This is a genomic window from Sphingomonas montana (genome assembly GCF_001956315.1).
GTDB classification, from domain to species: domain Bacteria; phylum Pseudomonadota; class Alphaproteobacteria; order Sphingomonadales; family Sphingomonadaceae; genus Sphingomonas_R; species Sphingomonas_R montana.
Genome location: NZ_MOLY01000045.1, coordinates 273,621 through 299,705, shown reverse-complemented (window position 1 = coordinate 299,705; position 26,085 = coordinate 273,621). Strand labels below are relative to the sequence as shown.

The 26,085-nt window shown below is 67.6% G+C and carries 22 protein-coding genes and 1 tRNA gene; 12 read left to right on the top strand and 11 right to left on the bottom strand.

Features of this window, described 5'->3' with window-relative positions:
• Positions 1-6: 6 nt before the first annotated feature.
• Together lysA and galU are read left to right on the top strand one after the other, a co-directional pair.
• On the top strand, positions 7-1,290 hold the full coding sequence (lysA, locus tag BKY59_RS14855; protein ID WP_076072896.1) for a diaminopimelate decarboxylase: 1,284 nt from the start codon (positions 7-9) through the stop codon (positions 1,288-1,290).
• The gene (galU, locus tag BKY59_RS14850) at positions 1,287-2,153 is read left to right on the top strand and encodes a UTP--glucose-1-phosphate uridylyltransferase GalU (protein ID WP_076072895.1); all 867 of its coding nucleotides are present in this window, start codon (positions 1,287-1,289) and stop codon (positions 2,151-2,153) included. The genes lysA and galU overlap by 4 nt, the downstream gene beginning before the upstream one ends.
• 61 nt (positions 2,154-2,214) lie before the next feature.
• Here galU and BKY59_RS17475 read toward each other — a convergent pair whose 3' ends face one another.
• From BKY59_RS17475 to BKY59_RS14830, 5 genes are all read right to left on the bottom strand, one after another.
• Complete coding sequence (locus BKY59_RS17475; RefSeq protein ID WP_129586410.1) at positions 2,215-2,736, bottom strand: hypothetical protein; 522 nt, start codon at positions 2,734-2,736, stop codon at positions 2,215-2,217.
• 68 nt (positions 2,737-2,804) lie between these two features.
• Entirely contained in the window at positions 2,805-3,092 is a 288-nt protein-coding gene (locus tag BKY59_RS14845) for a type II toxin-antitoxin system RelE/ParE family toxin (protein ID WP_076072893.1), read from the bottom strand.
• The gene (locus BKY59_RS14840; protein WP_076072891.1) at positions 3,089-3,367 is read right to left on the bottom strand and encodes an antitoxin of toxin-antitoxin stability system; all 279 of its coding nucleotides are present in this window, start codon (positions 3,365-3,367) and stop codon (positions 3,089-3,091) included. Before BKY59_RS14840 ends, BKY59_RS14845 begins: the two co-directional genes overlap by 4 nt.
• Positions 3,368-3,429: 62 nt before the next feature.
• Positions 3,430-4,746, bottom strand: a complete 1,317-nt coding sequence (locus BKY59_RS14835) for a sigma-54-dependent transcriptional regulator (RefSeq protein ID WP_240500123.1) — start codon at positions 4,744-4,746, stop codon at positions 3,430-3,432.
• A gap of 26 nt (positions 4,747-4,772) precedes the next feature.
• A complete protein-coding gene (locus BKY59_RS14830) occupies positions 4,773-6,599 on the bottom strand; it encodes a sensor histidine kinase (protein WP_083672169.1) in 1,827 nt (608 codons plus the stop codon).
• Between the two features lie 178 nt (positions 6,600-6,777).
• Here BKY59_RS14830 and BKY59_RS14825 point away from each other — a divergent pair, with 178 nt between their 5' ends.
• The 4 genes from BKY59_RS14825 to BKY59_RS14810 all read left to right on the top strand — a co-directional run bounded on the left by BKY59_RS14825 (position 6,778) and on the right by BKY59_RS14810 (position 11,664).
• Positions 6,778-8,100, top strand: coding sequence for a dicarboxylate/amino acid:cation symporter (locus tag BKY59_RS14825; protein WP_129586409.1), 1,323 nt, complete (start codon positions 6,778-6,780; stop codon positions 8,098-8,100).
• A 49-nt stretch (positions 8,101-8,149) separates the two neighbouring features.
• On the top strand, positions 8,150-9,646 hold the full coding sequence (locus BKY59_RS14820) for an alginate export family protein (protein WP_076072888.1): 1,497 nt from the start codon (positions 8,150-8,152) through the stop codon (positions 9,644-9,646).
• Positions 9,647-9,887: 241 nt separating this feature from the next.
• A complete protein-coding gene (locus BKY59_RS14815; protein WP_076072886.1) occupies positions 9,888-11,192 on the top strand; it encodes an MFS transporter in 1,305 nt (434 codons plus the stop codon).
• A gap of 85 nt (positions 11,193-11,277) precedes the next feature.
• Positions 11,278-11,664: a cupin domain-containing protein gene (locus BKY59_RS14810; RefSeq protein WP_076072885.1), complete on the top strand. Its 387-nt coding sequence runs from the start codon at positions 11,278-11,280 to the stop codon at positions 11,662-11,664.
• Positions 11,665-11,808: 144 nt separating this feature from the next.
• Here the strand turns inward: BKY59_RS14810 and BKY59_RS14805 are convergent, their stop codons facing one another.
• Complete coding sequence (locus BKY59_RS14805) at positions 11,809-14,655, bottom strand: PAS domain S-box protein (RefSeq protein WP_076072883.1); 2,847 nt, start codon at positions 14,653-14,655, stop codon at positions 11,809-11,811.
• Positions 14,656-14,817: 162 nt separating this feature from the next.
• On the opposite strand from BKY59_RS14805, the gene BKY59_RS14800 reads away from it, so the two are divergent.
• Together BKY59_RS14800 and BKY59_RS14795 are read left to right on the top strand one after the other, a co-directional pair.
• Positions 14,818-15,657: a class I mannose-6-phosphate isomerase gene (locus BKY59_RS14800; protein WP_076072882.1), complete on the top strand. Its 840-nt coding sequence runs from the start codon at positions 14,818-14,820 to the stop codon at positions 15,655-15,657.
• A 97-nt stretch (positions 15,658-15,754) separates the two neighbouring features.
• Positions 15,755-16,681 (top strand): DUF808 domain-containing protein, encoded by a 927-nt coding sequence (locus tag BKY59_RS14795; RefSeq protein ID WP_076072880.1) that lies wholly within the window; start codon positions 15,755-15,757, stop codon positions 16,679-16,681.
• Between the two features lie 70 nt (positions 16,682-16,751).
• Here BKY59_RS14795 and BKY59_RS14790 read toward each other — a convergent pair whose 3' ends face one another.
• Both BKY59_RS14790 and BKY59_RS14785 read right to left on the bottom strand, forming a co-directional pair.
• Positions 16,752-17,612, bottom strand: coding sequence for a cupin domain-containing protein (locus BKY59_RS14790; protein ID WP_076072879.1), 861 nt, complete (start codon positions 17,610-17,612; stop codon positions 16,752-16,754).
• On the bottom strand, positions 17,602-18,786 hold the full coding sequence (locus BKY59_RS14785) for a GNAT family N-acetyltransferase (protein ID WP_240500122.1): 1,185 nt from the start codon (positions 18,784-18,786) through the stop codon (positions 17,602-17,604). Before BKY59_RS14785 ends, BKY59_RS14790 begins: the two co-directional genes overlap by 11 nt.
• Positions 18,787-18,999: 213 nt before the next feature.
• On the opposite strand from BKY59_RS14785, the gene BKY59_RS14780 reads away from it, so the two are divergent.
• Positions 19,000-20,418, top strand: coding sequence for a lipopolysaccharide biosynthesis protein (locus BKY59_RS14780; RefSeq protein WP_240500121.1), 1,419 nt, complete (start codon positions 19,000-19,002; stop codon positions 20,416-20,418).
• A gap of 196 nt (positions 20,419-20,614) precedes the next feature.
• Here the strand turns inward: BKY59_RS14780 and BKY59_RS14775 are convergent, their stop codons facing one another.
• Entirely contained in the window at positions 20,615-21,697 is a 1,083-nt protein-coding gene (locus BKY59_RS14775) for a polysaccharide deacetylase family protein (protein ID WP_129586408.1), read from the bottom strand.
• A gap of 87 nt (positions 21,698-21,784) precedes the next feature.
• Positions 21,785-22,402 carry a DNA-3-methyladenine glycosylase family protein gene (locus BKY59_RS14770; RefSeq protein WP_076072875.1) on the bottom strand — a complete coding sequence of 206 codons (618 nt, stop codon included), beginning with the start codon at positions 22,400-22,402 and terminating at the stop codon, positions 21,785-21,787.
• A gap of 87 nt (positions 22,403-22,489) precedes the next feature.
• Between BKY59_RS14770 and BKY59_RS14765 the strand changes: the two genes are divergently transcribed.
• Positions 22,490-22,807, top strand: a complete 318-nt coding sequence (locus BKY59_RS14765; protein WP_076072874.1) for a 2Fe-2S iron-sulfur cluster-binding protein — start codon at positions 22,490-22,492, stop codon at positions 22,805-22,807.
• A gap of 98 nt (positions 22,808-22,905) precedes the next feature.
• Here the strand turns inward: BKY59_RS14765 and rlmB are convergent, their stop codons facing one another.
• Entirely contained in the window at positions 22,906-23,655 is a 750-nt protein-coding gene (rlmB, locus tag BKY59_RS14760; protein WP_076072872.1) for a 23S rRNA (guanosine(2251)-2'-O)-methyltransferase RlmB, read from the bottom strand.
• 140 nt (positions 23,656-23,795) lie between these two features.
• On the opposite strand from rlmB, the gene BKY59_RS14755 reads away from it, so the two are divergent.
• Both BKY59_RS14755 and BKY59_RS14750 read left to right on the top strand, forming a co-directional pair.
• A tRNA-Tyr gene (locus BKY59_RS14755) sits at positions 23,796-23,882 on the top strand.
• A gap of 245 nt (positions 23,883-24,127) precedes the next feature.
• The gene (locus BKY59_RS14750; RefSeq protein WP_076072870.1) at positions 24,128-26,077 is read left to right on the top strand and encodes a M61 family metallopeptidase; all 1,950 of its coding nucleotides are present in this window, start codon (positions 24,128-24,130) and stop codon (positions 26,075-26,077) included.
• The last annotated feature ends 8 nt before the right edge of the window (positions 26,078-26,085 follow it).

Here is a 26,085-nt window from a genome sequence, read left to right as displayed (position 1 = left end):
GCAGGCATGAACCATTTCGAGATGCAGGGCGGCGTGATGCACGTCGAGGACGTGGCGTTGCCCGCGCTGGCGGCCGCGGTCGGCACGCCGGCCTATGTGTATTCCACCGCGACGATCCTGCGCCATATCGCGGTGTTCCGCGACGGGCTGGCCGGGGCCGACAGCGGGCCTGACGGGCCGTGGATCGCCTTTGCGGTGAAGGCGAACCCGAACCGTGCGGTGCTGGCGACGATGGCGCGGGCCGGCCTGGGCGCGGACGTGGTGTCGGCGGGCGAGATGCTGCGCGCGCTGGCGGCGGGCGTACCGGCGGAGCGGATCGTGTTTTCGGGCGTGGGCAAGACCGCAGACGAGATGGCGCTGGCGCTGGAACAGGGCGTCGGCCAGTTCAACCTGGAAAGCGAGCCGGAGGCGGCCACGCTGTCCGCGGTCGCGACGCGGCTGGGGCGGGTGGCGCGGGTGGCGTACCGGATCAACCCGGATGTCGATGCGGGCACGCATGCCAAGATTTCGACGGGCCGGTCGGACAACAAGTTCGGCATTCCCTACGATACCGCGGTCGCGGCCTATGCGCGTGCGGCGGCGTTGCCGGGCCTCCGCATACAGGGCGTGGCGGTGCATATCGGCAGTCAGCTGACCGATCTGGCGCCGCTGGAGGCGGCGTTCGTGCGGGTCGGTGGGCTGATCGCGGACCTGCGCGCGGACGGTCATGCGATCATGACCGCGGATCTGGGCGGCGGGCTGGGCGTGCCATATGATCCGTCGCGCCCGCCGCCGCCCAGCCCGGCCGACTATGGCGCGATGGTGGCGCGGGTGACGCGCGGCTGGAACGTACGGCTGATGTTCGAACCCGGGCGGTTGATCGTCGGCAATGCGGGCATCCTGCTGTCGACCGTGGTGCGGGTGAAGGAGGGGGCGACGAGCCCTTGGGTGATCCTGGACGCGGCGATGAACGACCTGCTGCGCCCCAGCCTGTACGATGCGTGGCACGATATCCGCGCGGTCGCGCCGGACGGGGAACGGTTCGTCGCCAACGTGGTCGGCCCGGTGTGCGAAAGCGGCGATACCTTCGCCACACACCGCCCGATGGACGTGGTGGCGGAGGGCGACCTGGTCGCGTTCATGACCGCCGGCGCCTATGGCGCGACGATGGCGAGCACGTATAACAGCCGCGCCCTGACCCCGGAAATTCTGGTCGATGGCGCATCGTGGGCGGTCGTCCGTGCGCGCCAGCCGATCGAAACCCTTATCGCCGCCGATACATTGCCCCCCTGGTTGGAGGAACAAGCATGACCCAAGTCCGCACCGCAGTCTTCCCCGTCGCCGGCCTCGGCACGCGGTTCCTGCCGGCGACCAAGGCGGTGCCCAAGGAGATGCTGCCCGTCGTCGACAAGCCGCTGATCCAATATGCGGTGGACGAGGCGCTGGCCGCCGGGATCGAGACGATGGTGTTCGTGACCGGCCGCGGCAAGAATGCGATCGAGGACTATTTCGACATCGCCTTCGAGCTTGAGACCACGCTGCACGCGCGCGCCAAGCATGCGATCCTCGAAACGCTGGAAGGTACGCGGCTGGCCCCCGGCAACGTGGCGTTCGTGCGGCAGCAGGAGCCGCTTGGGCTCGGCCACGCGGTGTGGTGCGCGCGGCATTTCATCGAAAACCAGCCGTTCGCCGTGCTGCTGGCCGACGAACTGCTGTGGAACCCGGGCAACCCCTGCCTGAAGCAGATGGCCGAGACGCAGGACGCCAGGGGCGGCAACGTGATCGCCGTGCTGGAGGTGCCGCAGGCCCATACGAGCCGCTACGGCATCGTGTCGCCCGGCACGGTCGAGGGCGACGTGACGCAAGTGCTGGGACTGGTCGAAAAGCCGAAGCCCGAGGACGCGCCGTCGCGGCTGGCGGCGATCGGGCGCTACATCCTGCAGCCCGAGATCATGGACCTGCTCGGCGCGCAGGAAGCGGGGGCCGGCGGCGAGATCCAGCTGACCGACGCGATGGCGAAACTGATCGGCGTCCAGCCGTTCCACGCCCAGACCTTCGTCGGCCAGCGCCACGACTGCGGCGACAAGGCAGGCTTCATCCAGGCCAACATCGCGCTGGCGCTGGAGAATGCGGAGATCGGCGATGCCGTGCGGGAGTATTTGCGGGGGGTGTAGACCTGGTCGGTGTTCGAACGTCTGCGACCGCTAACGCCCAATTGCGGACATTCGCCTGATGCTACCGATCAGCGTCCTTGTATTTCGCCGCTGCGGATGGCTTGACCGAATACCCGGCAGCCGTCCGCACCAAGTCTTCGGTTAGCGGGATTGCTCCACTGGGCATAATCGGGAGCGACGCCGTCGCTGGCCAAAGTTTCTTGATTTTAGGAACAAGTTTTTCCCGGAAACGAGCGGAACGTACCGGGTCTTGGCCAAGCGAGAATCCAATCCATACGCGTCCGATCCGATCTTTGAAGTCCATAGCTGAAGCCATCGACTCCTCGTCATCTCCTCGCCAGACCGACGCATTGAACGTCATCGGGGACACCTCAGACTGAATTAACAAGTCGTCTCGGGTGGCCGCATCAACATGAAAGCCTCGTGCCTTACCTTCCTCGCGCAGAAGCTGAATGAAGCGCGCCTTGTCTGCGTCTGTTGGTAGCGGCACTTCGTATGCAGCGACTGTTTCCGCCCACTTCGGCTGCTCGGCAACGCTACATGCAATGCAGATGACCAAGAGGCAAAGGATCAGGCGTCTCATCAGGAAAGCATCGGACACACCACGCCATGGGTCAATGTCCGCTAACCACCACGCTAGGACGTTCGCTCTCAGGACGACCGAAGCGAAGGCCAGAGGCGGGCGGTGTGGATGAGGACGAGGATCCAGACCGTGTCGTTCGCGACTTCATAGACGAGGCGGTAGCTGCGGTGCGGCGTCAGTTCGCGCGTGCCGGGAATTTCGCCTTCGTGTCCGAGCATCGGGAAGTCGGCCAGGCCGGCGGCGGCGTCGCTGAAGAGTTGATCGATACGGAGCGCCGCGTTGGGGGCACGGGCTTCGAAATATTCCCAGATTGCCAGGCGGTCCTGTTCGGCTTCCGGTGTCCAACGGACCTTCACGCCGGGTCGGTCGCCCGGGCGCGGCGTGCGGCGAAGTCGGCTTCCACCGCTTCGTCCGGTCGGCCAAGCTTCTGGTGAACCGATGCGCGCGCTGCTGCCACCTTGTCGTGCAAGAAAGCGCTATGGTCGCGGCGCTCCTGCTGGCGTTGGACGAATTCGCGCATCAATTCGCGTACGACCTGCGAGGCGGGCCGATGACATTCCTCAGCCGCGGCCATGAACTCGGCGCGTAGATCGGGTTCAAGCTTCATCGTGAATATGGCGGCTTTTGACATGATGGCCTCCTGCGGTACTGACCATGTATATACCGCCGACAGGGCGGGAGCAATGATGTGGGTTAGCCACCCCGATAGCTGTCCAGATCGATCCCATGTCGCGCGACCTTGTCGTAGAAGGTCTTGCGGGGGATGCCGAGGAGCGTGAGGGCGGTGCGGACGTCGCCGGCGGTCTGTTCGAGGGTGGTGCGGAGGATGGCGGCTTCGAAACGTTCGACGCGTTCGGGGAGGGTGGCGTCGGGTGTGGCGGCTTCGGGCGCGGGGGCGTCTACGCCGAGGACGACGCGTTGGGCGAAGTTGCGCAGTTCGCGGACATTGCCGGGCCAGTCGTGGTCGGCAAGCCGCGCCTGGACCGCGGCGTCGATGCGCGGCACGGCGCGGCCGAAGCGGGTGGCGGCGAGCGTCAGCAGGTGGCCGAACAGCAGCGGCACGTCGGCGCGGCGCTCGCGCAAGGGCGGCACGCGGAGCCGGACCGCGTCGAGCCGGTAGAGCAGGTCCGCGCGGAACCGGCCGTCGGCGACCGCGACCGCCAGATCCTCCTTGGCGGCCGCGACGATGCGCAGGTCGAGCGTGCGGGGGGCGTCCGCACCGATCGCCATGACCTCGCGTTCCTCGATCACGCGGAGCAGCTTGCCCTGCACGCCCGGTGTCATGCTTTCGATTTCGTCGAGGAAGAGCGTACCATGGTCGGACGCCTCGATCCGGCCGACGCGCGCCAGCCGCCCGCTGCCGCCATAGACGTTGCCGAACAGTTCGCCCTCCGCGATCCCGTCGGGCAGCGCGGCGCAGTTGACCGCGACGAACGGCCGGGCGCGGCGCGCGCTGCCCCGGTGGAGGAGGGTGGCGACCATTTCCTTGCCGGTGCCGGTCTCGCCCTCAATCAGGATGTCGACCTCCGCCTGTGCCACCTGGACGATGGTGTCGCGCAGCCGGACCATGACCGCGGTTTCGCCGATCAGCGCGTCGCCGCCGGCCGCCTGTTCCGCCGCGGCCCGGAGGGCGCGGTTGTCGAGCACGAGGCGGCGCGTGGCCATGGCGCGGCGTGCGCTGGCGATCAGGCGGTCGGCGGCGAACGGCTTGGTCACAAAATCATGCGCGCCGTCCTTGAGCGCCGCCACCGCCATCGCGACGTCGCCGTGGCCGGTCATGAGGATGACGGGGATCTCCGCATCGATCGCGGCGATCCGGCGGAACAGCTCGGTCCCCTCCATGCCCGGCATGCGCACGTCGCTGACCACGATGCCGGGGAAGGCGGGGTCGATGCGGGCGAGTGCGGCGGTCGGCCGCTGTTCGGCGATCACGTCGATGCCGGCCAGTTCGAACGCCTGCGCCAGCGCGCCGCGCAGGCCGTCGTCATCGTCGACCAGCAGAACCTGCATGCCATTCTCCATACGGTCGGCCTCCATCATGAGACGACCCGGACCAGCGTGGCGCGGAACGCCGCACCGCCGAGCGGGGAGGTTACGGGTTCGAGCGTGCCGCCGAATTCGATCATGATATCGCGCGCGATGCCGAGGCCGAGGCCGAGGCCGTCCGCGCGCCCGGTGATGAACGGTTCGAACAGCGTGTCGCGCAGGTCGGCCGCGATGCCGGGGCCATTGTCGGCGATCAGGATCGCGACGCAGTCCTGCTGCGCCACGATCGACAGGCGGACGCGCGCGTCGGGGCGGCCGGTAACCGCCTCCAGCGCGTTCTGGAGCAGGTTGACCAGCACCTGTTCCAGCCGGACGCGGCCGGCTAGCACGATCGGCAGGGGGGCGGCGGGCAGCGCGCGTTCGAGCAGGACGCCGGCGGCGCGGAACCGGTCCGCGATCAGCAGGTGCGTGCCGTCCAGCACGTCGGCAAGCGCGACGGGGCCGACGTCCCGCGTGCCGCGCCGGGCGTAGCGTCGCAGTTCGGCGGTGATCGTGCCGATCCGCGCGGTCAGATCGACGATCGCCGAAAGGTTGCCATGCGCGCGCACGGCGTCGCCCCGGTCGAGCAGCGTCGCGGCATTTTCGGCATAGGTGCGGATGGTGGCGACGGGTTGGTTGATCTCGTGCGCGACGCCGGCGGTGATGGTGCCGATCGAGCCGAGCCGGTTGGCCTGCGCCAGTTCCTCCCGCGCGGCGCGGAACCGGCGGTCGGCGCGTTCGCGTTCGGCGACCTCGATGCGAAGCTGGTCGTTGGCGTCGGACAGTTCGATCGTGCGGCGCGCGACCTCCGCCTTCAGCTGGTCGGCGGCGTCGCGGGCGCGGGCGGCGCGGGCGGCGCGCCAGGCGGCAGTGGCGGCAAGTGCGGCGAGCAGCACCGCCAGCGCGAAGGTGGCGGAGCGGACCCGCGCATCGGCGGCGCGGAATGCGGGGGCGAGTCCGACGACGTGGAGCAGCCGCCAGCCGGGCAAATCGACCGCGACGGTACCGACGACGATCGGCTGGCCGCTGCGATCATGTCCGCCCGTGCCGGCGATGGCGAACGGTGCGGGCGGCAGCGACTTGTCGCCGAACTGGAGCGAAGCACGGATCGCGGCGCGTTCGGCCGCGGACAGCGGGGCGGTGGTGGTGAAGCGCAACGCGGGGTCGCTGGCGATCAGCACGATGCCGCGGCGATCGACGACCAGAGTGGTGCCGCCGGCCGCCGCCCAGCTGCGTGCGATGCCCTGGAACTCCACCTTCACCACCACGACGCCGAGCACGCGCGGGCCGTCCATGATGCGGCGAGCGAGGAACAGCCCGGCGCGGCCGCTGACGTTGCCGAGTGCGAAATACTCGGCGTGGCCGCTGCGGATCGCCTGCACGAAATAGGGGCGGAAGCCGTAGGTGCGCGCGACGAAGCTGTCGGCGCGGCCGGCGTTGGAGGCGGCGACGGTGAAGCCCGCCGGATCGATCGCGTAGATCGCCGAGGCGCCGGTGCGCGCGGCGAGCAGCGCCAGCTTGCCGTCGAGCCGGCGGGCAGCGGGGGAGGCATCCGACCGTGTCTGGAGTGCGGCGCGGACGTCGGGATATTCGTCGAGCACCAGCGGGAGCAGGCGGAACTTCTGCAACTCGCTTTCGAGCAGGCGGGCGTGGGTGCGGGCGGCGCGCATCGATTCGGCGGCCTGCGCCGCGACCGCCGCGCGGCGGGCGACCGCGCCGAACCCGACCGCGAAGGCCAGCAGCACGAGCAGCAGCAGGACGGGGAGGATCAGTCGCCGGAATAGAGAGGCAAGGCGCGGCACGGGTGCCGAATACCGCACAAATCGCGCCTTGCCCATGCGTAACTCCGCACGGGCCAAGGCCATCGTGGAAACCAGAGCTGTCCTAACCTACTGTAAAATAACAGAACATCTGTGATGGCGATTTGATCTCGGCATCGTGCGGAAAAGGGGTCATTGTCGGCCCCAGGTCGAAGGACGCTCAATCGAGGCGTCCCTGCAGAGGATGATGAGGTCGATGATCGCACAGGATTATGCCGTTGCCGAAGCGCCGAAGCGCGGGCGGGTGTGGAACCAGTTATATTTCCAGGTGGTCGTGGCGATCGTGCTGGGCGCGCTGCTGGGGCATTTCTACCCGGCTCTGGGCGAGGCGCTGAAGCCGCTGGGCGACGGGTTCATCAAGCTGGTGAAGATGATCATTTCGCCGGTCATCTTCCTGACCGTCGTCACCGGGATCGCGGGCATGCGTGAACTGGGCTCGGTCGGCCGCGTGGCGGGCAAGGCGTTCGCCTACTTCCTGTTCTTCTCCACGCTGGCGCTGGTCGTAGGCCTGGTGGTCGCCAACGTGGTGCGGCCCGGCGCGGGGATGAACATCGACATCGCCACGCTCGATACCGGCGCGATCCAGGATTACGCGGTCAAGGCGCATGAGACGACGATCACCGGCTTTCTGCTGTCGATCATCCCGACCACGCTGGTCAGCGCGTTCGTGGACGGCAACATCCTGCAGATCCTGTTCATCGCGATCCTGTTCGGCATTGCCCTTTCGCTGGTTGGGGAGCCCGCCAAGCCGATCCAGACCGCGTTCGAGCGGCTCGGGCTGATCGTGTTCCGGCTGGTCGGCATCCTGATGCGCGCCGCCCCGATCGGTGCGTTCGGCGCGATCGCGTTCACCATCGGGAAATACGGGATCGAGAGCCTCAAGAATCTGGGGATGCTGGTCGCTACCTTCTACCTGACGTCTGCGCTGTTCGTGCTGGTGGTGCTGGGCGCGGTCTGCTGGCTGAACGGTTTTTCGATCCTGAAGCTGATCCGGTATCTGAAGGCCGAACTGCTGCTGGTGCTCGGCACGTCGTCGTCGGAAGCGGCGCTGCCCAACCTCATCACCAAGATGGAGGCTGCGGGTTGCGAGAAATCGGTCGTCGGGCTGGTCGTGCCGACCGGCTATTCGTTCAACCTGGACGGGACCAACATCTACATGACTCTGGCCGCGCTGTTCATCGCGCAGGCGTGCAACGTGGACCTGACGCTGGGGCAGGAACTGTCGCTGCTGGCCGTTGCGATGATCTCGTCCAAGGGCGCCGCGGGTGTCACCGGCGCTGGGTTCATAACGCTGGCCGCCACGCTGTCGATCGTGCCGACCGTGCCGCTGGCCGGCATGGCGCTGATCCTGGGGGTCGACCGGTTCATGTCGGAATGCCGGTCGCTGACCAACTTCATCGGCAATGCGGTGGCGACGGTCGTCGTCGCGCGCTGGGAGAATGCGCTGGACAAGGACGCGCTGCACGCCGCGCTCGACGGGCGGCCGCGTGCCGTGCCGATCGGCTCGCAGGCCGCCTGATAGGCTTTCGGGCGGCGCGCCGCGTCGCCCCCGTAACCGGAGTTTCGCCATGACCCGACCGCTTTGCCGGACGGCACTGTTCGCGCTCGTCCCCGCGATGACCGCAGCCACGCCCGCCACGGCGCAATATGCCGCGCGGTCCGTGCAGGCCCCGAAGGCACCGGCGACGCCGATCGCCGACAGCTATCCGGCCGGGGCCAATGGGGACGGGGCGACCACCAACGGCTACAACCTGTCGCGCTGGGCCGAGGACTGGCGCGGGAACAAGGACCCCAAGAAGCGCAAGGACATCTTCGACGAGCTGAAATATGTCGAGATCGCGCAGGACGGCGATGTGTACGCTACGTTCAGCGGTGAGTTGCGGCTGCGGCTGAACCTGACGACCAACCCCAATCTGCTGAAGGGGCAGGCGCAGCGCCAGGAGATCAACCGGGTCGTCGGCGGTGTCGACCTGCACCTCGGCCCCAATCTGCGCGTCTATGGCGAGCTGGCGCATGGCGGTATCGACGGGCAGAATCTGGGCGCGCCGGCATCGAACCTGCGCAACGACCTGGCGGTGCAGCAGCTGTTCGTGGAGGCGCGCGGCGAGATCGCCGACGGGATCGAGGGCGGCGTGCGCGTCGGGCGGCAGGAGTTCACCGACGGATCGAACCTGCTGACGTCGGCGCGCGACAACAACACGCTGCGGTTCGTGCTGAACGGCGTGCGGGCCTTTGCGCGCGGCAAGCGGGTGCGGGCGGATGTGTTCGATTTCACCTATACGCGGTACGGCCCGCAGGGGCTGGGCGACGATCCGCGCGACCGGGACCGGCGCTTTACCGGCGGCGTGGTCGGCTATGCACTGCCGACCGACCTGTTCGGCAAGTCCAAGCTGTATCTCGATCCGTTCCTGTACCGGCTGCGCACGCGGTCGCAGCTGTGGGGCACGACGACGGCGCGCGAGGAACGGCTGTACGCCGGCGTGCGCGCTTGGGGCGATGTCGGACCGGTGACGATCGACTGGACCGTCAACCACCAGTTCGGCAAGTATGACGGGCGCGACGTCGACGCGTGGCAGGTGTTCGCCGCGCAGACGTACAAGCTGGGCACGGCGACGACGACCCCGCGGGTCGGCGTCCATCTGGACTATGCGTCCGGCGGCGGCGCATTCGGTACGGGCAAGTTGCAGACGGCGAGCGGGCTGTTCGGCAACAACATCTATTTCAGCTACGGACTGTTCCTGACCCCGCAGAACTTCATGGGGGTGGCGCCCAACTTCACGTTCAACCCGGTGAAGGCGCTGCGGATCACCACGGAATATCAGTTCGCGTGGCGGCCGAGCGAGACCGACGCGGTGTACCGCGCAAGCGGTGCCGCCTTTGCCCGCACGCAGACTGTGCGCGGGCAGGAGATCGGCCAGGTCGCGCGGTTGCAGGCGGTGTGGACGATCACGCCGCGGCTGGCGGTGACGGGGCGGCTGGAACATCTGAACGCGGGCGACGCCTTCACGCGGGCGGGATATCGCGACAGCATGTTCGGCGCGGCCTGGGTGAGTTTCCGGTTCTGACGGACGGCGGACGCCGGGCCTAGCGGCGCGAACTGCGTGCGAGGCCGTCATCCCAGCGGAGGCTGGGATCCATTGTCACTAGAGCTCGGATTTTACCGGAGGCGGAGTGATAATGGATCCTGACTTTCGTCAGGATGACGAGGAAGGGGGAAGCGCCCGCCCGCCCGTCCGCCCGCCGAGCGCGTGCGGGCTTTGCGCCGCGGCACCGATGCGGCAGAAGATCGAGTACAGGGAGAATGACATGACGGCCACCGACATGGGCCATGCGCCCCCCAGTCGCGGGATGCGATTGAAGTCGATCATCGGCGGATCGACCGGCAATCTGGTCGAATGGTATGACTGGTACGTCTATTCGGCGTTCACGCTATATTTCGCGCCGCATTTCTTTCCGGACACGGACAAGACGGCGGAGCTGTTGGGCGCGGCCGCGGTCTTTGCGGTCGGGTTCCTGATGCGGCCGATCGGTGCGTGGATCATGGGCGTCTATGCAGACCGCAAGGGGCGCAAGGCGGGCCTGACGCTGTCGGTCACGCTGATGTGCGCCGGGTCGCTGCTGATCGCGGTGACGCCGGGTTATGAGACGATCGGGGTCATGGCGCCGACGCTGCTGGTGATCGCGCGGCTGATGCAGGGCCTGTCGGTGGGCGGCGAATATGGGGCGAGCGCGACCTACCTGTCCGAGATGGCGGGCAAGGACCGGCGCGGCTTCTTTTCCAGCTTTCAGTATGTGACGCTGATTTCCGGGCAGCTGCTCGCGATCTGCGTGCTGCTGATCCTGCAGTCGACGATGGCGGAAGCGGAGCTGGACGCCTGGGGCTGGCGCATTCCGTTCGCGATCGGTGGCGTGCTGGCGGTCGTGGTGTTCTATCTGCGCCGCGGGCTTGCCGAGACGCAGAGTTTCACAAAGGCGAAGGCGGAGGGTGCGCCCAAGTCCGGGTTCATGGAACTCATCACTAAGCATCCGCGCGAGACCGCGACGGTGATGCTGCTGACCGCCGGGGGCACGCTCGCCTTCTATGCCTATTCGATCTACATGCAGAAGTTCCTGGTCAACACGTCGGGGTTCAGCCGCGAGATCGCGTCGCAGATCAATGCCGCGACGCTGTTCGTGTTCATGCTGATCCAGCCTCTGGCGGGCGCGCTGTCGGACAGGATCGGGCGCAAGCCGTTGATGGTCGGGTTCGGCGTGCTGGGCGTGCTGGCAACCTATCCCATCTTCACCGCGCTGGAGACCACGAAGAGCCCGGTGGTGGCCGGGCTGCTGGTGATGGGTGCGCTGATCATCGTCACGGGCTACACGTCGATCAACGCGGTGGTGAAGGCGGAGCTGTTCCCCGCGCATATCCGCGCGCTGGGCGTCGCATTGCCTTATGCGCTGGCCAACACGATCTTCGGCGGGACGGCGGAATATGTCGCGCTGTCGTTCAAGGACTTTGGCTGGGAGCGTGGCTTCTACTGGTACGTGACCGCAATGATCGCGATCTCGCTGGTGGTGTATATCCGCATGCGCGACACGTCGAAAAACAGCCAGATCATGGAGGATTGATCGGTATCAAGCGGGGGCGTTTTGGACCCCGCGGCCGTCCCGAGGTGTTGACCGACCGAACCAACAGCAAAAGGACGGCCGAGCTATGGCGATCTTCAACAAGGACATGATCGAACTGGCGAGCAAGAACACGCTGTACCAGAAGGAAGTGTATCTGGACGACAACATCCAGATCGTGATGATGAACATCGAGCCAGGCGACGAGATCGGCGCGGAAACGCACGAGGCCGACCAGACGACGTTCTTCGTCAGCGGCGAGGGGCAGGCCGTGCTGGACGGCAGCAAGACCAAGGTGACCGCGAACCACGTCGTGGTGATCCCGCAGGGTGTCGAGCACAACATCATCAACAAGGGCGACGAGCCGCTGAAGCTGTTCACGGTCTATGCCCCGCCGGCCGAAGAGCCGGGGATCAGCCACAAGACCAAGGCCGAGGCGGACGCCGCCGAAGAAGCCGAGGAGGGCGAGGATTGATTTTGGGGGGTTGAAGGTCTGAGCGGGCGGCTGTCTGGGCTACGGCAGCTGACCCGCTTAGTACCGCCCGAAGAGATATCGATCAGCTCTGAACCAATCGTCACCCCGGACTTGATCCGAACCAAGCGGCGACAGTGTTCCCGGTCAGCGGCGCAATGCCGCGACAGCGCTGGCCAGGTCAGCCTGCCGGAACGGCTTGGCCAGGCGGGGCAGGTCGGAGTCGAGGCTTTCGACGTCGGCATAGCCCGAGACGATAAGCACGGGCAGGTCCGGCCAGCGCACGCGCACCGTGCGGGCAAGCGCCACGCCGGTCATGCCGGGCATCAGATGGTCGGTGACGACAAGGTCGATCGACCGGCCGGTGTCGAGCAGCGCCAGACCCTCCTCGGCCGATGCGGCCTCGGTTACGTCATAGCCCAGGTCGGACAGCATGTCGGCGGTGCTGAGCCGAACATAATCCTCGTCGTCGATCACCAGCGCGGTGCCGGTCGTGGTCGTGTGCAGCATGGCCTGCGGGGTAGCGGCCGTGGGCAGGGCGGATCCGCTGATCGGCAACCAGAGTTCGATCCGCGTGCCCAGCCCGCGGCGGCTGGCAATGGTGAGCGCGCCGCCGAGCTGCGCGGCCAGACCGTGGACCATCGACAGGCCAAGACCAGTGCCCTTGCCGATCCCCTTCGTCGAAAAGAAGGGTTCGATCGCGCGGGCGATCGTCGCGTCGTCCATGCCGGTGCCGGTGTCGGACACCGACAGCCGGACATAGTCGGCCGGGGGCAGGCCGGAGCGGTGGCCCGACCGGACCGTTTCTGCGGCCGCCGCGATGGTCAGCGTGCCGCCGTCCGGCATGGCGTCGCGTGCGTTCACCGCCAGGTTCAGGATCGCCATTTCGACCTGGTTCGCGTCCGCGGTGGCGGTCGGGATGTCGCCCGCGACATCGACGAGGACGCGGACCTGCGGGCCGGACGTGCTGGCGATCAGATCGACCATCCCATCGACCAGGGCACCAATGTCGATCGCCGCGGTCTGGAGCGGTTGCCGGCGCGCGAAGGCGAGCAGCCGCTGGACCAGCATCTGCGCGCGTTCCGCGGACTGCATAGCGCCGCCGATCAACCGTTGCTGGCGCGGCGTGCCGAAGCCGTGACGCTGCAGCATGTCCAGCCCGCCGATGATCGGGGTGAGCAGATTGTTGAAATCATGCGCGACGCCGCCGGTCAGCTGACCCATCGCCTCCAGCTTCTGCGATTGGCGAAGCGCGTCCTGGGCCTGTTCCAGTTCGGCCTGGCGCGCCTTGTCGCGCGTGACGTCGCGCGCGATGCAATAATAACGGCCGTCCTCCGGTACGACCGTCCAGGACAACCAGCGATAGCCGCCGTCACGGTGCCGCTGGCGGTTCTCGTAACCGGCCAGCGGCCTGTCGTCCTTCATCGTGGCCAATATGGCGCGCGAGCCGTCCACGTCGTCGGGATGGACCAGATCGAACGCGTTGCGGCCGACCAGATCGGCCTCCTTCCAGCCGAGCAGCAGCGTCCAGGCGGGGTTGACCGCTTCGAACAGCCCCTGCGCATCGACCACCGACAACAGGTCCGGCGTGACCGCCCAAGTGCGGCCGCGTTGCTGCGCGCGGTCGATCACGCGCCGTTCCAGATCGGTGTTGAGCGCGCGCAGGTTCGCCTCGCTCTCGCGCAGCGCGGCTTCGGCCGCACGCCGTGCGGTCACGTCGGCGAAGGTGCAGACCGCGCCTTCGACCCGGCCGTCGCGCACGATCGGATGGGCTCGATATTCGACCGGCAGGGCGGTCCCGTCGCACCGGAAGAAGACCTCGTCCAGCACCTGCGCGGCATGCCCTTCGCGGGCGCAGCGCGAGATGGGGCAGTCCGCGACCGGATAGGGGCGTCCGTCGGCATGATGATGGTGGATGATGTCGTGCAGCCGTTCACCGATGACCGCCGATTCCGAATCGAACCCCAGCATCGAGAGGAAGGCGGGATTGCAGAGCGTCGTGCGGCCTTCGGTATCGACCGCGTAGAACCCCTCCGCCGTCGAATCGAGCAGAAGCCGGACATAGGCCTCGCTGTCGCGCAACGCCTGTTCGGCCTCGCGCCGCTCGTCGATATCGATGACCGACCCGACATAGCCCAGCCAGACGCCGTCCGCGTCGAAGCGCGGGGCGGCGGCGTCGATCGCCCAGCGATATTGGCCATCGGCACGACGCAGGCGGTAATCGACGCGAAACGGCACGCGCGCGCCGTTCGCATCGAGAAAGGTCCGTTCCGCGATGGCGCGGTCATCGGGATGGGTCGCGTCCAGCCACCCGAAGCCCAGCGACTCCTCGACCGTCTGCCCGGTATGATCGTACCAGCGCCGGTTGAGATAGGTGCAGCGCCCATCGGCATCGGTCACCCACATCATCACCGGGGCATGATCGGCCATATTGCGGAACCGGACGTCCGCCTCGGTCTGCGTCCGGAGCGTCCGGCGCAGATCGATGAGCCGCATCACCTGCCGCGCCAGCCGTTCCAGCGCGCGGACCTGTACTGGATCCAGCGTGCGGGGGCGGCGGTCCAGGACGCAGATCGTGCCGACGACATGGCCGTCGGCGGTGCGCAGCGGCATGCCGGCGTAGAAGCGCAGGCCGACTTGCGTCACCAAGGGGTTGCCCACGAACCGCGGATCGGCCGCGGTATCGGGGATCATCAAAAAATCGTCGGCGGCGATGGCGTGGATGCAGAAGGAGCCGCCCGCCGCGGTCTCGCGCACGTCGACGCCGATGGTCGCCTTGAACCATTGCCGTTCGTTCTCGACGAAGCTGACCAGCGCGATCGGCGTGTCGCAGATATCGGCCGCCAGCGCCGCCAGATCGTCAAAGTCGCGTTCGGGGGGCGTATCGAGGATCCCGCAGGCGGCAAGCGCGGCGACCCGGCCCGCGTCGTCGGGGCGGGGGGCGTGCCACCAGCCGTCCTTCGTTCCGGCGTCGATCTGGCCACCGTCCGTCATCGCGACCCAATTCCTGCGTCCTGGCGCCGCCGGCGCATATCGATCCTCTGCCGATTGATCGGGATTAAGTCCAGTCCGCCGATCACGCCGTTGAAACCTCTGGCGCAGGCGGTACGTTCCCGCCGGGACGATCCCTTTCGGGGTCATGTGGAGGAGAGTGCGATGCCGGCCGTCCGTCTGGAAACGAAGCGCGTGGAAAAGCCATGGGGACGCGAGACATTGTGGCCGGGGTTCGACCCGGTGGCGCCGGGGGGTGCCCCGGTCGGTGAAATCTGGTTCCAGCATCCGGACGGGCGCGATACCGACCTGCTCGTCAAATATCTGTTCACCAGCCAGAAGCTGTCGATCCAGGTCCACCCCGACGATGCGCAGGCGCAGGCGCGGGGCTACCCCCGGGGCAAGAGCGAGGCCTGGGTGATCCTGGCGGCCGAACCGGATGCGACGATCGCGATCGGCACCAAGGAACCCATGACGGCGGACGAACTGCGCGCCGCGTCGCTGGACGGGTCGATCAACGAGAAGATGGTGTGGCATCCGATCAAGAAGGACGAATTCTATTATTCCGCGGCGGGCACCGTCCACGCGATCGGGCCCGGCCTGACGCTGGTCGAGGTGCAGCAGAATGTCGACCTGACCTACCGGCTGTATGATTATGGCAGTGATCGCGAACTGCATCTGGACGACGGCGTGGCCGTGTCGGACGCGGTCCCCTATGTGCCGCCCTACACCCCGAAGCCGATCGCGGACGGGCGGACGATGCTGGCCGACAGTCCCAAGTTCGTGCTGGAACGCTGGTCCTGCACGGGCGAGGGGACGTTGCGCAGCGATGGCCGGCCGATCTGGCTGGTGCCGCTGGCCGGCGACGGGACGATCGACGGCGAAACCTTCACCGCGGGCGGTGTGTGGCTGGCGGATGGCGACACGGCGTTGACGCTGGGGGCGGGGACGGACCTGCTGGTCGCCTATACCGGGCCGGGCGCGAACGGCGAAATCTGGCGCTGAAACGGCGGGGAGGCGGCCTTGCCAGTGCCGCGCCCCCGCCGCTACTGGCGGAATGACCGGCGAAGCCGCCTGAAATATCGAACACAGGGAGCATGACATGGCATCGGGACTGGTAGCCCTGCTGGACGATATTGCGGGAATCACGAAGCTGGCGGCGGCGTCGCTGGACGATATCGGTGCAGCCGCGGGCAAGGCGGGCACCAAGGCGGCGGGCGTGGTGGTGGACGATGCCGCCGTGACGCCGAATTACGTCGTGGGGTTCAGCCCGGACCGCGAACTGCCGATCATCGCGCGGATCGCCAAGGGATCGCTGCGCAACAAGCTGTTGTTCATCCTGCCGGTCGCGCTGGCGTTGAGCGCGTTCGCGCCGTGGGGGCTGAACCCGCTCCTGATGATCGGCGGCGCATATCTGTGTTTCGAGGGCGCCGAGAAGCTGTTGGAGGCGTTCGGCGGCGGTCACGACGTTGCCGACGAGGCGGCGGCGACGCTGGATAGCAAGGCGCTGGAGGAACAGAAGGTCGGCGGCGCGATCCGCACCGATTTCATCCTGTCCGCCGAAATCATGGTCATCGCGCTGAACGAAGTCGCATCCGGCACGATCCTCAATCAGGCGATCGTGCTGGCGCTGGTCGGCGTGCTCATCACCGTCGCCGTTTACGGCGCGGTCGCGCTGATCGTGAAGATGGACGATATCGGGCTGTATCTGGCACGCAAGCCGTCGTCCGGCGTGGCGATGTTCGGCCGCGGGCTGGTGAAGGGCATGCCGATCCTGATGCGCGCGCTGGGCATCATCGGTACCGCAGCGATGCTGTGGGTCGGCGGCCAGATACTGGTGCACGGACTGGAAGTGTTCGGCATCACGGGGCCTGCGCACTTGATCCACGACTGGGCGGCGGCTGCGGCTGCGGCCGTGCCCGCGATCGGCGGCGCGCTGTCATGGGCGGTAACCGCTGCGTGTGACGGCTTGGTCGGTGTCGTAGTGGGTGCGATCATCGTGGCGGTGGTGCACCGGTTCAAGCACTGAGTTGATGTCTTCGCGGTCATCCCGGATCAAGTCCGGGACGACTGTAGGTTGGCGCGCGATCCTGTTCCGGTCACGCGCGATCCAAGACGTTGCGGACCTTGCCGATCGCGCGGTAGGCAAGCGACTTTGCGTGGTTCTGGGCTGGATAGCGGGCGGGCATGGCGGGGTCGACGCCAGCCCGGCGGAGCAGCGCGTTCATGCCGTGGGCGCTTGCCTCGCGGTAACTCCATTCCGAACGCCAGGTGATGGAGAAGGAAATCGACGTGGCCGGGCCGTTGCGGACGAAATGGGGCGCCTTGACGGGCACATGCACAGCCTGACCGGGTTCCAGGTCGACCGCGATACCCTTTGCCAGAAAGGCGTCCTGCCAGGGCAGGTTGCGGTGGCCGCCCATGTGGAAGGTTTCGTGCTGGACCGGGCCGGCGATGGTAGGATCGTCGGCCGGGAAGACGGTCATGGTCTTGGTCCCGCGCATCTGCAGCAACAGATTATGTTCGGGATCGAAATGGAACGGGGTCATCGCGTTCGGTGACGACACGAAAATGAACCCTTCCATCTTCAGCATCGGCCCGGTGGTCGGGTCCACCACGCCGCGCAGTTCGTGCAGTGTTTCTTCGAGCAGCGCGCGGTAGAGCGGATCGCGTTCCACGAATTTCAGGACCATCCACGACCCATTGTTCTCGATCGACCGGATCGTCGCGGCGATATCCAGCCCGTTGGCGACGTCCGCTTCCGGATCGACCCCGACGGGCAGGTCGCCGCGATTATATTCGACCTGGCGCGGGTCGAGCCGGCTGGCGAGATCGACCAGCGCGTCGAGCGCGAAGGCGGGGTGATCGGCCAGCTTATGCCCGATCCGTCCGGCGCGTTCCGGATACATCGCCCGGAAATCCGACAGGTCGGCTGGGCCGAATACGGGATCATGCGGCATCGGCGGGCTCCGGCTGGAGATGGGGGCGGGGGGTGCGGATGCGGGCGGAAAGCCGTTCGGCCAGCCTGCACGTCGCGAATGTCAGCCGGCGGCGCGGGCCGGACAGCGGAACGGAGAGCCGCACCAGCGCGCGGCGTTCGCCCCACAGGCTGTTTATCATCGCGTGGTTTTCGACGGCGCAACTGTCCATCCAGAGGATCTCGGGGCGGTCGAGGATAGCGTAGTTCGCGATCTGGATCAGGACGCCGGGCGAGAAGCGGGCATAGCCCTCGTCGAAGGCGATCTTGAACGAGAAGGCGCCGGGCTGCGTCAGGAAATTGACCAGCATCGCGACCGGCGCCCCGTCGACATCGATGCGCAGCAGGTCGAGCCGGCCCGCGGCCTGCGCACCGGCAAGGGCGGCGCGGAAGAAGGCGGTGGTTTCCGGGCCGCTGCCAAGCGCGGAGCCTGCCGCCCCTTTCCACCCGGATGCCTCCAGCGCCAGGAACGCGTCGGTCCAGGCCGTCAGATCGTCACCGGGGGCGAAGTGACGCGTGGTGACGGTGCCGCATTCGGCCAGCCGCTGTTCGAGCCGCCTGATTTCCTTGCGCTTCTTCTTGCGGACGGTGCGTTCGTAATAGGCACCGGGGCCGAGCGTGGACTGGAGCAGCGCGCGTTCGTGGCGGTGGACGACATCGCAGGGCCGACCGCGCGCGGTGGCGGCGGCCGCCAGCCCGCGGTGGACCGGGCCGTCTTCCGTGATCGCAGTCAGGTGGAGGAGGCCGCAGGCCCAGCGCGCCGTATCGAGCAGGTCGAGGATCGCGGACCAGAAGAGCCGTTCCTGCCCCGCGCGGATCAATGGCGTGCCAAGAAAGCTGTGATAATGGAGGTGGTTCTGGATGTGCGCGACGTGCAGCCGGCCATAATGCCGGGCGACCACGACCGGCAGCAGGCCGACGAGCACGTCCCCCTGCCGCACGACGAGCAGCCGGACGTCGCCGGCCCCGGCCAGGTGGGTGGACGCCGTCGCGAACCAGGGTTCGGCAAAGGCATTGGGCTCGGCCGCGTGGGCGACCAGCGCGGCCCAGTCCGCCATCAGGCCGGGCACCTGGGCCGCATCGGCCGCGCGGACGCACAGCGTGGTCGTGGCGGATGGCGCGGCATGGATGCGGTCCAGATGCATGGGGACTTTCATAGGGTGGCGAATCGCCGCGATCCTAGTGCGGAAGCGTTACCGAGCCCTTTGCGATCCGTGCAGTCATAGGACCGGACAGCCGGACGCGACGTTCGGGTGCGTCTTCATTCTTCGTGCACCCGAACCGGGCACAATCGCGCTATGAGCGAGATGGTGCGGGACGAGGGAATCACGGACGCTGGCGGCGAGCCGGGAGGCTTTGCCAGACGGGTGATGACAGCCGTGCTGTGGCGGTCGGGCAGCCAGTTCGCGGCGCAGATGGTGATGTGGTCGGCGACGTTCTTCGTCATCCGCCTGTTGCAGCCGGCCGATTACGGGCTGTTCGCGATGACGCAGAGCATCTTGGTGCTGCTGAACCTGCTTTGCGGATATGGTTTTGCGAGCGCGCTGATCCAGGCGAAGGAAATCGACGACCGGCAGGTGCGGCAGGTGTTCGGCCTGCTGATCGTGCTGAACGGATCGATCGCGCTGGCGCAGGTGCTGCTGGCGCCGCTGGCAGCCGCCTATTTCCGGCAGCCGATCGTCACGCACATGCTGCGCGTGCAGGCGCTGATCTATCTTTCCACGCCGTTCATCGCGTTGCCGTCGGCTTTGCTGGCGCGGCGGATGGATTTCCGGCGGGAGGCGCAGGTGAATTTCGCCGGTGCGATCGCCGGCGCGCTGACCGCGCTGACCTGTGCGCTGGCCGGTGCGGGGGTCTGGACGCTGGTGGCCGCGCCGATCGCGCTGTTCTGGACCCGGGCGATCGGCATGACGATCGCGGCGCGCGCGCTGGTGCGGCCGAGTTTCCGGTTCGCGGGGATGGGCGGCACCTGGGCGTTCGGCGGTGCGATGATCCTGAGCCAGTTCCTGTGGTTCGTGCAGACGCAGGCGGACGTGGCGATCGGCGGGCGTGCCCTCGCGCCGCACGACCTGGGGCTGTATACGACCGCGCTGTTCCTGTCGCAGATCGTGACGTCCAAGTTCATCCCGCCGCTGAACGACGTCGCGTTTTCCGCCTATGCGCGGATCCAGAACGACCGGGCGGCGGTGGCGTACGGATTCGAGAAAGCCGCGCGGATCGTGATGCTGATCGCAGCGCCCTTCTGCCTGGGGCTGGCGGCGACCGCGGAACCGCTGATCCTCACGGTGCTGGGCGCGAAATGGGCGGAGGCGGTGCCGCTGGTGCGGATCGTGGCGCTGGCGATGCCGGCGCTGGCGATGCAGATCCTGTTTTCCCCTGCGGCGACCGCGCTGGGGCAGCCCGGCATCCAGGTGAAGGTCAGCGCATGTGGCGCGGTCATCATGCCGGCGGCGTTCCTGGTCGGCATCTTCGCGATCGGCGGCGGGATCGGGCTGGCCAGCGCATGGGCGTGGGGAACGCCGCTGCTCATGCTGGCGACCGCCCGGCTGGCGATGCCGGTGATCGGCGTGACCGCGCGGGCGATGCTGCGCGCGGTGGCGCCCGGACTGGGTGCTGCGATCATGATGGCGCTGGCGGTGGTGGCGGTGGATCGGATGGTCGATCTGCCCGGCGTGGGGTGGCGGCTCGTGCTGCTGATCGCGGTCGGCGGGGCGGTCTATGTCGGGCTGGTGCTCGCGTTTGCGCGGGCGACCGTGATGGAGGCGCTGCGGCTGCTGCTGCGGCGGTAAAAGGCGGTGTTTTGGTTGCGCTATTGCAAAACCCATTCATGCCGAGCGAAGTCGGGGCACATTTCCCGAGCGTAGTCGAAGGGCGCTGTTGGCCGTCTCGGCTACGCTCGACGGGTCCCTCGACTGCGCTCGTGATAGGCGGTTCTTGGTAAAAACCATTCTGCTCTGGCCAGCATCTGTTTAATTTCAGACGAAGCTAATGGGTAACCGCCGCCGCCAGGATCTCGCTGGCCCGGGCCGGCAGGACGCCGCGGGCGGCGAAGCGGTCGAACACCCTGTCCCACCACGTCCAGAATGCCGTCAGGTCGGCCTGGTCGCGGACATAGGGCGTATGGCCCGGCACGACGGAGGGCGTGTGGAAGGAAAGGCTGAACAGCGTCACGCCTTCGTCGAGCAGCCGGTCGATCACGGCCAGCGCCTCGGCCAGCGGCATGCCCTCCGGGGTCAGCGCGACGCGGCTGAGCAGGCCCAGGCGGGCGAGCGGGCCGCGGAGCGCGACATGGCGGTGTAGCGCACGGTGGCGGTGGAGGACGCCCGTATAGCCGGCGGTCAGCGGCACTTCGAGCAGGGTCGGCGTGATCCACCACGGCCAGACGGGATGCCCGCGAAAATCGGGGCCGGACTGTTCGCTATAGTCGAACAACGCGCGGACTGACACGTCGAGCCGGTAGCCCGCCTCCGCCAGCAGTTCGGCGGTGTTCGGGCCGATGCCATAGCGGCCGGCGCGGTAGATGACCGGGCGGATGCCGGTCGCGGCCTGGATGCGATCGGTCAGCGCGTGGAGCTTCGCGCGTTCCAGCGCGCGCGGCAGGTTGCCGACGAAGCTGTTGGGTTGCGACACCGGTTCGTCGTGCGGCGGGTTGACCCAGGGGTGGAGCTGCGTCCCGACCTCGCATTCGCCCGCGTCGATCATGGTGCGGACCGCGTCCGCACTGGCGGGCGTATCGACGACCGGATAATCGACCAGATAGGTCGGCACGATGCCACGATCGACGAAGCGCCGGTTAGCGGCAGGCAGCGCCAGCATCGCGGTGGTCGCCTGCGCCTCGCGCCGGACCGGTCGGGTCCAGTCGAACTCCTCCTCCGCATCGCCGAAGATCGCGAAGCGGCGGCCGAAATCGGGGGCGAAGGCGGCGCGGGCGGTCGGGGCGGGGGGGTAATCGAGTCGCGCGGGGATCACGGCCGCGCGGTCCGCGTCCGCGCTGGCGACAAGCGCGTCGTGGTCGCTGTCATGGCGTGATGCCGACTGGTAGCGGTCAATGTCCGTTCCGGTATCCATTCCTCGGTCCTGCACGACGACCGGTTTACAATCCGATACCGGATTGCCGCAATCTTGCCCAGCCGGCCGGCACGGGACGGCACGGCATCAGAGCACCGGCGTGTTGTAATGTGCCCAGGCGAAGATGGCCGCCGCGCCACGGTGCGGACGCCACGGTTCCGCAAGCGTGCGGGTTTCGCGTTCGGTGGGTCGCGCGGGCAAACCGAGCAGCCGCCCGACCTCGATCTGGATCGCCAGATCGCCGGCGGGCCAGACGTCGGGCCGCCCTTCCGCGAACAGCAGGTAGATTTCGGCGGACCAGCGCCCGATGCCCTTGACCGCGACCAGTGCCGCGATCGCCGCCTCGTCGTCGGCGGGCAGTGCGGACAGGTCGAGCCGGCCGGTCAGCACTTCGTCCGCCAGGCTGCGGGCGTAGCCGGATTTCTGGCGCGACAGCCCGGCGGTGCGCAGGGTCTCGTCCGACATCGTCGCCAGCACGTCGAGCGGCAGGCCGGGGCCGACGAGCGTTTCGAGTCGCGTCCAGACCGCGGCGGCGGACGCGACGCTGACCTGCTGCCCAACGATCGTGCGCAGCAGCGTGGCATGACCGCGTTCGTAGATGCGCGGCGCGGGCATCCCGATCCGTCCGATCCCGGCGGCAAAGGCCGGTTCGATTACGGCCAGCGCGGCGAGGCCGGCGTTCAGATCGTCGGCGTTCAGTCCCATCGTTCCGACTCGTGTCCTGCTGCCCTTGCGTTCGGTCCGACGCGCGGACATAGCGCGATCCGAACGCTTCGTCGGAAGGATGCCCTAATGCCCAAGTTGATTGTCGTCACGCGCGACGGCACCGAACGGACGATCGAAGGCGAAACCGGCCTGTCGGTGATGGAAGTCGTGCGCGATGCGGGCATCGACGAACTGCTCGCGCTGTGCGGCGGATGCTGTTCGTGCGCGACGTGCCACGTCGTGGTCGATCCGGCCTTTGCCGATCTGTTGCCGCCGATCGATCCGGACGAGGACGAGCTGCTCGACAGTTCGGACGCGCGCGTGGCCCTGTCGCGCCTGTCGTGCCAGATCCCGTTCGACGATTCGCTCGACGGGCTGAAGATCACCATTCCTGCGGAGGATTGAGGGGCGGGGTGACGCGGTTGCGCGTTGCCCCTTGCCACGTGTTCGATGATCGTTCCCCGGCCTGCGCCGGGGTACCGACGTTTCGGGTTGCGCGTGGATCAGGCCGATTTGCGCGTTGCCGCGGCATAGAGCGCGATCGCGGTCGCGTTGGACACGTTCAGGCTTTCGACCGCGTCGCTGATCGGCAGGCGGGCGAGCGTGTCGCAATGCGTCTGGGTGTTGGCGCGCAGGCCTTCGCCTTCCGAACCCATCACCAGCGCAAGCTTCGCGGTGCCCAGTGCATCGTCCAGCGTGCGGGGAGCGTCGCCGGTCAGGCCGATGCGCCAGTAGCCGGCCTCCGCAATCTCATCGAGCGCGCGGGCAAGGTTCACGACGCGGATCCAGGGCAGAACCTCCAGCGCGCCGGATGCCGCGCGGGCGAGCGCGCCGGATTCGGGCGGCGAATGGCGATCCTGCGTGATGAGGCCGAGCGCACCGAAGGCGAGCGCGGATCGCATGATCGCACCGACATTGTGCGGATCGGTGACCTGATCGAGCATCACGAGCGGGCGTTCATTGTCCTGCCCGAGTTCGAGCAAGTCGCCCAGCCAGATGTCGGGAAGCGGTTCGACCTCGATCACCAGGCCCTGATGGGGGGCGTCGCTGGGCACGAGCCGGCCGAGGTCGGGCCCCTGGGCGAAGACGACCGGGATCGACTTGTCGATATCCAGCCCGGCTAGCGCCTCCTGCGTGCCCCAGACGCGGCGTATGTCGCGATTGGGGTTGGCGAGGGCGGCGAGTACCGGATGCTTGCCCCAGATACGGGGGCGGCCGGGGGCGGCGGATGAGGGGCGATGACCTTTGCGCATGGCGGCCCTTAGCCCGGCTGTGGCGCAGATGCCATGATGGTCGCACCGAAACTTCCGCCGGTGGCGTGGCGGAGGTGACAGGAGCCGTTGACAGCCCGCATCCCGTCCGCCATTGAGCCGCCTCCCGCAGGGACGCCCATGGACAGGTGGCCGAGTGGTTAAAGGCAGCAGACTGTAAATCTGCCGGAGTTTCTCCTACGTAGGTTCGAACCCTACCCTGTCCACCAGGCCCCTGCGGGGGCGACCCCTTCAGACAAGGCCGTCGCCCTTCACTCCGGACCTACCGTTTGGTTATGGTGCGCCGCATCGCTTTGTGGATGCAGGCGGTGCTCCGGGCGACAGTGCGCCGCCGTCTTCCTTTTGCATGCGGACCCGTCGTCGCGCGGCGCGAACGTCCGGGCGATGGATTGACGGGAGCGGGCGGGCGCTTCATCCCGGGCGCCTGTCCGTTTCCGCCGGAGATCCGCTGCCGATGTCGTTCCGTCCCGTCCGCCCCGTTCGCCTTGCCGTGCAGGCCGTCCTGCTGCTGTCCACCGGGCTGACCGCCTTTGCCGCCGGCGCGCAGCCGCGGCAGACGATGGCAGCGGTGCTGCCGGTGCCGGACGACGTGCCCGCGGCGCGCGACGTGGCGTATCCGGGAACGCTGAACCTGGTGGTGGACGCGACCGACATCCGGCGCGGCATCTTCGCAGTGCGCGAGACGATCCCGGTGGCGCAGGCGGGGCGCATGACGTTGCTCTACCCCAAATGGTTGCCCGGCAACCATGCGCCGCGCGGCAGCATCGACGACGTGGCGGGGCTGAAGATCAGCGCCGGCGGGCAGGTGCTGCCGTGGAAGCGCGACCCGGTCGAGGTGTATGCCGTGCATGTCGACGTGCCGCAGGGTGCGACCGAACTTACGGTCGAGTTCCAATATGTATCGCCGGTGGCGGGCGCGCAGGGCCGGGTGGTGATGACGCCCGAAATGCTGAACCTGCAGTGGAACCTGACCGCCTTCTACCCCGCCGGCTATTATGTGCGGCAGATCCCGGTGGCGGCAACCGCCATCCTGCCCGCCGGCTGGAAATACGGTGTGGCGCTGGAACCTGTCGATCCGGCGGCGACGGGTACGGTGGCGTTCAAGCCGGTGTCGTTCGAGACGCTGGTCGACAGTCCGATGTTCGCCGGCATCAATTTCCGCCAGGAAACGCTGGCGCCGGGGGTGCGGCTGAACATCGTCGCCGATACGCCGGAGGAACTGGCCGCGACGCCAGACCAGATCCAGAAGCATCGCAACCTGGTGACGCAGGCGACCCGGCTGTTCGGCGCGCAGCACTACGACCATTATGATTTCCTGCTGGCGATCACCGACAAGATGGGCGGGATCGGGCTGGAACATCACCGTTCGTCCGAAAACGGCGTGACGCCGGGTTACTTCACCAAATGGGACGACGGGGCGGGCCGCCGCAATCTGTTGCCGCACGAATATACCCACAGCTGGGACGGCAAGTATCGCCGCGGCGCGGACCTCTATACTGCCGAATATTCGGAGCCGATGCGCAATTCGCTGCTCTGGGTGTATGAGGGACAGACCCAATATTGGGGCTATGTCCTGCAGGCACGGTCGGGTCTGGTGTCCAAGGAGGATACGCTGGCTGCCTATGCGTCCATCGCCGCCACGCTGGACAAGCGGCCGGGCCGGTCGTGGCGGCCGCTGGTCGACACGACCAACGATCCTATCCTGTCAGCGCGTCGGCCGCAGCCGTGGGTCAGCTGGCAGCGGTCCGAGGATTACTACAATGAAGGCCTGCTGATCTGGCTGGATGCCGATATGCAGATCCGCGAGCTGACCGGCGGCCGGAAGTCGCTGGACGATTTCGCCAAGCTGTTCTTCGGCGTGAACGACCGCGACTGGGGCGTGCTGACCTATGATTTCGCGGAGGTGGCAGCGACGCTGAACCGGGTCGTGCCCTATGACTGGAACGGATTCCTTGATACGCGCGTCAACCGGATCGCGCCGCGTGCGCCGCTCGGCTGGCTGGAAAAGGGCGGTTACCGGCTGGTCTATGCCGCGGAGCCGACGACGTGGTGGACGAACAACGAGAAGAGCGCGAAAAACAGCGACCTTACCTACTCGCTGGGGTTCACGGCCGGGGCGGACGGTGCGCTGGGCCAGGTGATCTGGGACAGCCCGGCGTTCAAGGCGGGGCTGACCAACGGCGCCGTCATCACCGCGGTTGCCGGCCAGGCGTATAGCGGCGATGCGCTGAAGGCGGCGGTGAAGAACGCGCAGACGCGCCGGACTCCGATCGAGCTGCTGGTCAAGGACGGCGACCGGTTCCGCACGGTGGCGATCCCTTATTATGACGGGCCGAAATATCCGCGGCTGGAGAAGATGGGCAAGGGCACCGGTCGTCTCGACACGCTGCTGACCGCGCGCTGAGCGCCGCG

What these genes read in the sequence shown, in the direction of transcription:
- lysA (WP_076072896.1), top strand. Translation starts at nt 7, where the DNA reads ATGAACCATTTCGAGATGCAGGGCGGCGTGATGCACGTCGAGGACGTG.
- galU (WP_076072895.1), top strand. Translation starts at nt 1,287, where the DNA reads ATGACCCAAGTCCGCACCGCAGTCTTCCCCGTCGCCGGCCTCGGCACG.
- BKY59_RS17475 (WP_129586410.1), bottom strand. Translation starts at nt 2,736, where the DNA reads ATGAGACGCCTGATCCTTTGCCTCTTGGTCATCTGCATTGCATGTAGC.
- BKY59_RS14840 (WP_076072891.1), bottom strand. Translation starts at nt 3,367, where the DNA reads ATGTCAAAAGCCGCCATATTCACGATGAAGCTTGAACCCGATCTACGC.
- BKY59_RS14835 (WP_240500123.1), bottom strand. Translation starts at nt 4,746, where the DNA reads ATGCAGGTTCTGCTGGTCGACGATGACGACGGCCTGCGCGGCGCGCTG.
- BKY59_RS14830 (WP_083672169.1), bottom strand. Translation starts at nt 6,599, where the DNA reads ATGGGCAAGGCGCGATTTGTGCGGTATTCGGCACCCGTGCCGCGCCTT.
- BKY59_RS14825 (WP_129586409.1), top strand. Translation starts at nt 6,778, where the DNA reads ATGATCGCACAGGATTATGCCGTTGCCGAAGCGCCGAAGCGCGGGCGG.
- BKY59_RS14820 (WP_076072888.1), top strand. Translation starts at nt 8,150, where the DNA reads ATGACCCGACCGCTTTGCCGGACGGCACTGTTCGCGCTCGTCCCCGCG.
- BKY59_RS14815 (WP_076072886.1), top strand. Translation starts at nt 9,888, where the DNA reads ATGACGGCCACCGACATGGGCCATGCGCCCCCCAGTCGCGGGATGCGA.
- BKY59_RS14810 (WP_076072885.1), top strand. Translation starts at nt 11,278, where the DNA reads ATGGCGATCTTCAACAAGGACATGATCGAACTGGCGAGCAAGAACACG.
- BKY59_RS14805 (WP_076072883.1), bottom strand. Translation starts at nt 14,655, where the DNA reads ATGACGGACGGTGGCCAGATCGACGCCGGAACGAAGGACGGCTGGTGG.
- BKY59_RS14800 (WP_076072882.1), top strand. Translation starts at nt 14,818, where the DNA reads ATGCCGGCCGTCCGTCTGGAAACGAAGCGCGTGGAAAAGCCATGGGGA.
- BKY59_RS14795 (WP_076072880.1), top strand. Translation starts at nt 15,755, where the DNA reads ATGGCATCGGGACTGGTAGCCCTGCTGGACGATATTGCGGGAATCACG.
- BKY59_RS14790 (WP_076072879.1), bottom strand. Translation starts at nt 17,612, where the DNA reads ATGCCGCATGATCCCGTATTCGGCCCAGCCGACCTGTCGGATTTCCGG.
- BKY59_RS14785 (WP_240500122.1), bottom strand. Translation starts at nt 18,786, where the DNA reads ATGAAAGTCCCCATGCATCTGGACCGCATCCATGCCGCGCCATCCGCC.
- BKY59_RS14780 (WP_240500121.1), top strand. Translation starts at nt 19,000, where the DNA reads ATGACAGCCGTGCTGTGGCGGTCGGGCAGCCAGTTCGCGGCGCAGATG.
- BKY59_RS14775 (WP_129586408.1), bottom strand. Translation starts at nt 21,697, where the DNA reads ATGGATACCGGAACGGACATTGACCGCTACCAGTCGGCATCACGCCAT.
- BKY59_RS14770 (WP_076072875.1), bottom strand. Translation starts at nt 22,402, where the DNA reads ATGGGACTGAACGCCGACGATCTGAACGCCGGCCTCGCCGCGCTGGCC.
- BKY59_RS14765 (WP_076072874.1), top strand. Translation starts at nt 22,490, where the DNA reads ATGCCCAAGTTGATTGTCGTCACGCGCGACGGCACCGAACGGACGATC.
- rlmB (WP_076072872.1), bottom strand. Translation starts at nt 23,655, where the DNA reads ATGCGCAAAGGTCATCGCCCCTCATCCGCCGCCCCCGGCCGCCCCCGT.
- BKY59_RS14750 (WP_076072870.1), top strand. Translation starts at nt 24,128, where the DNA reads ATGTCGTTCCGTCCCGTCCGCCCCGTTCGCCTTGCCGTGCAGGCCGTC.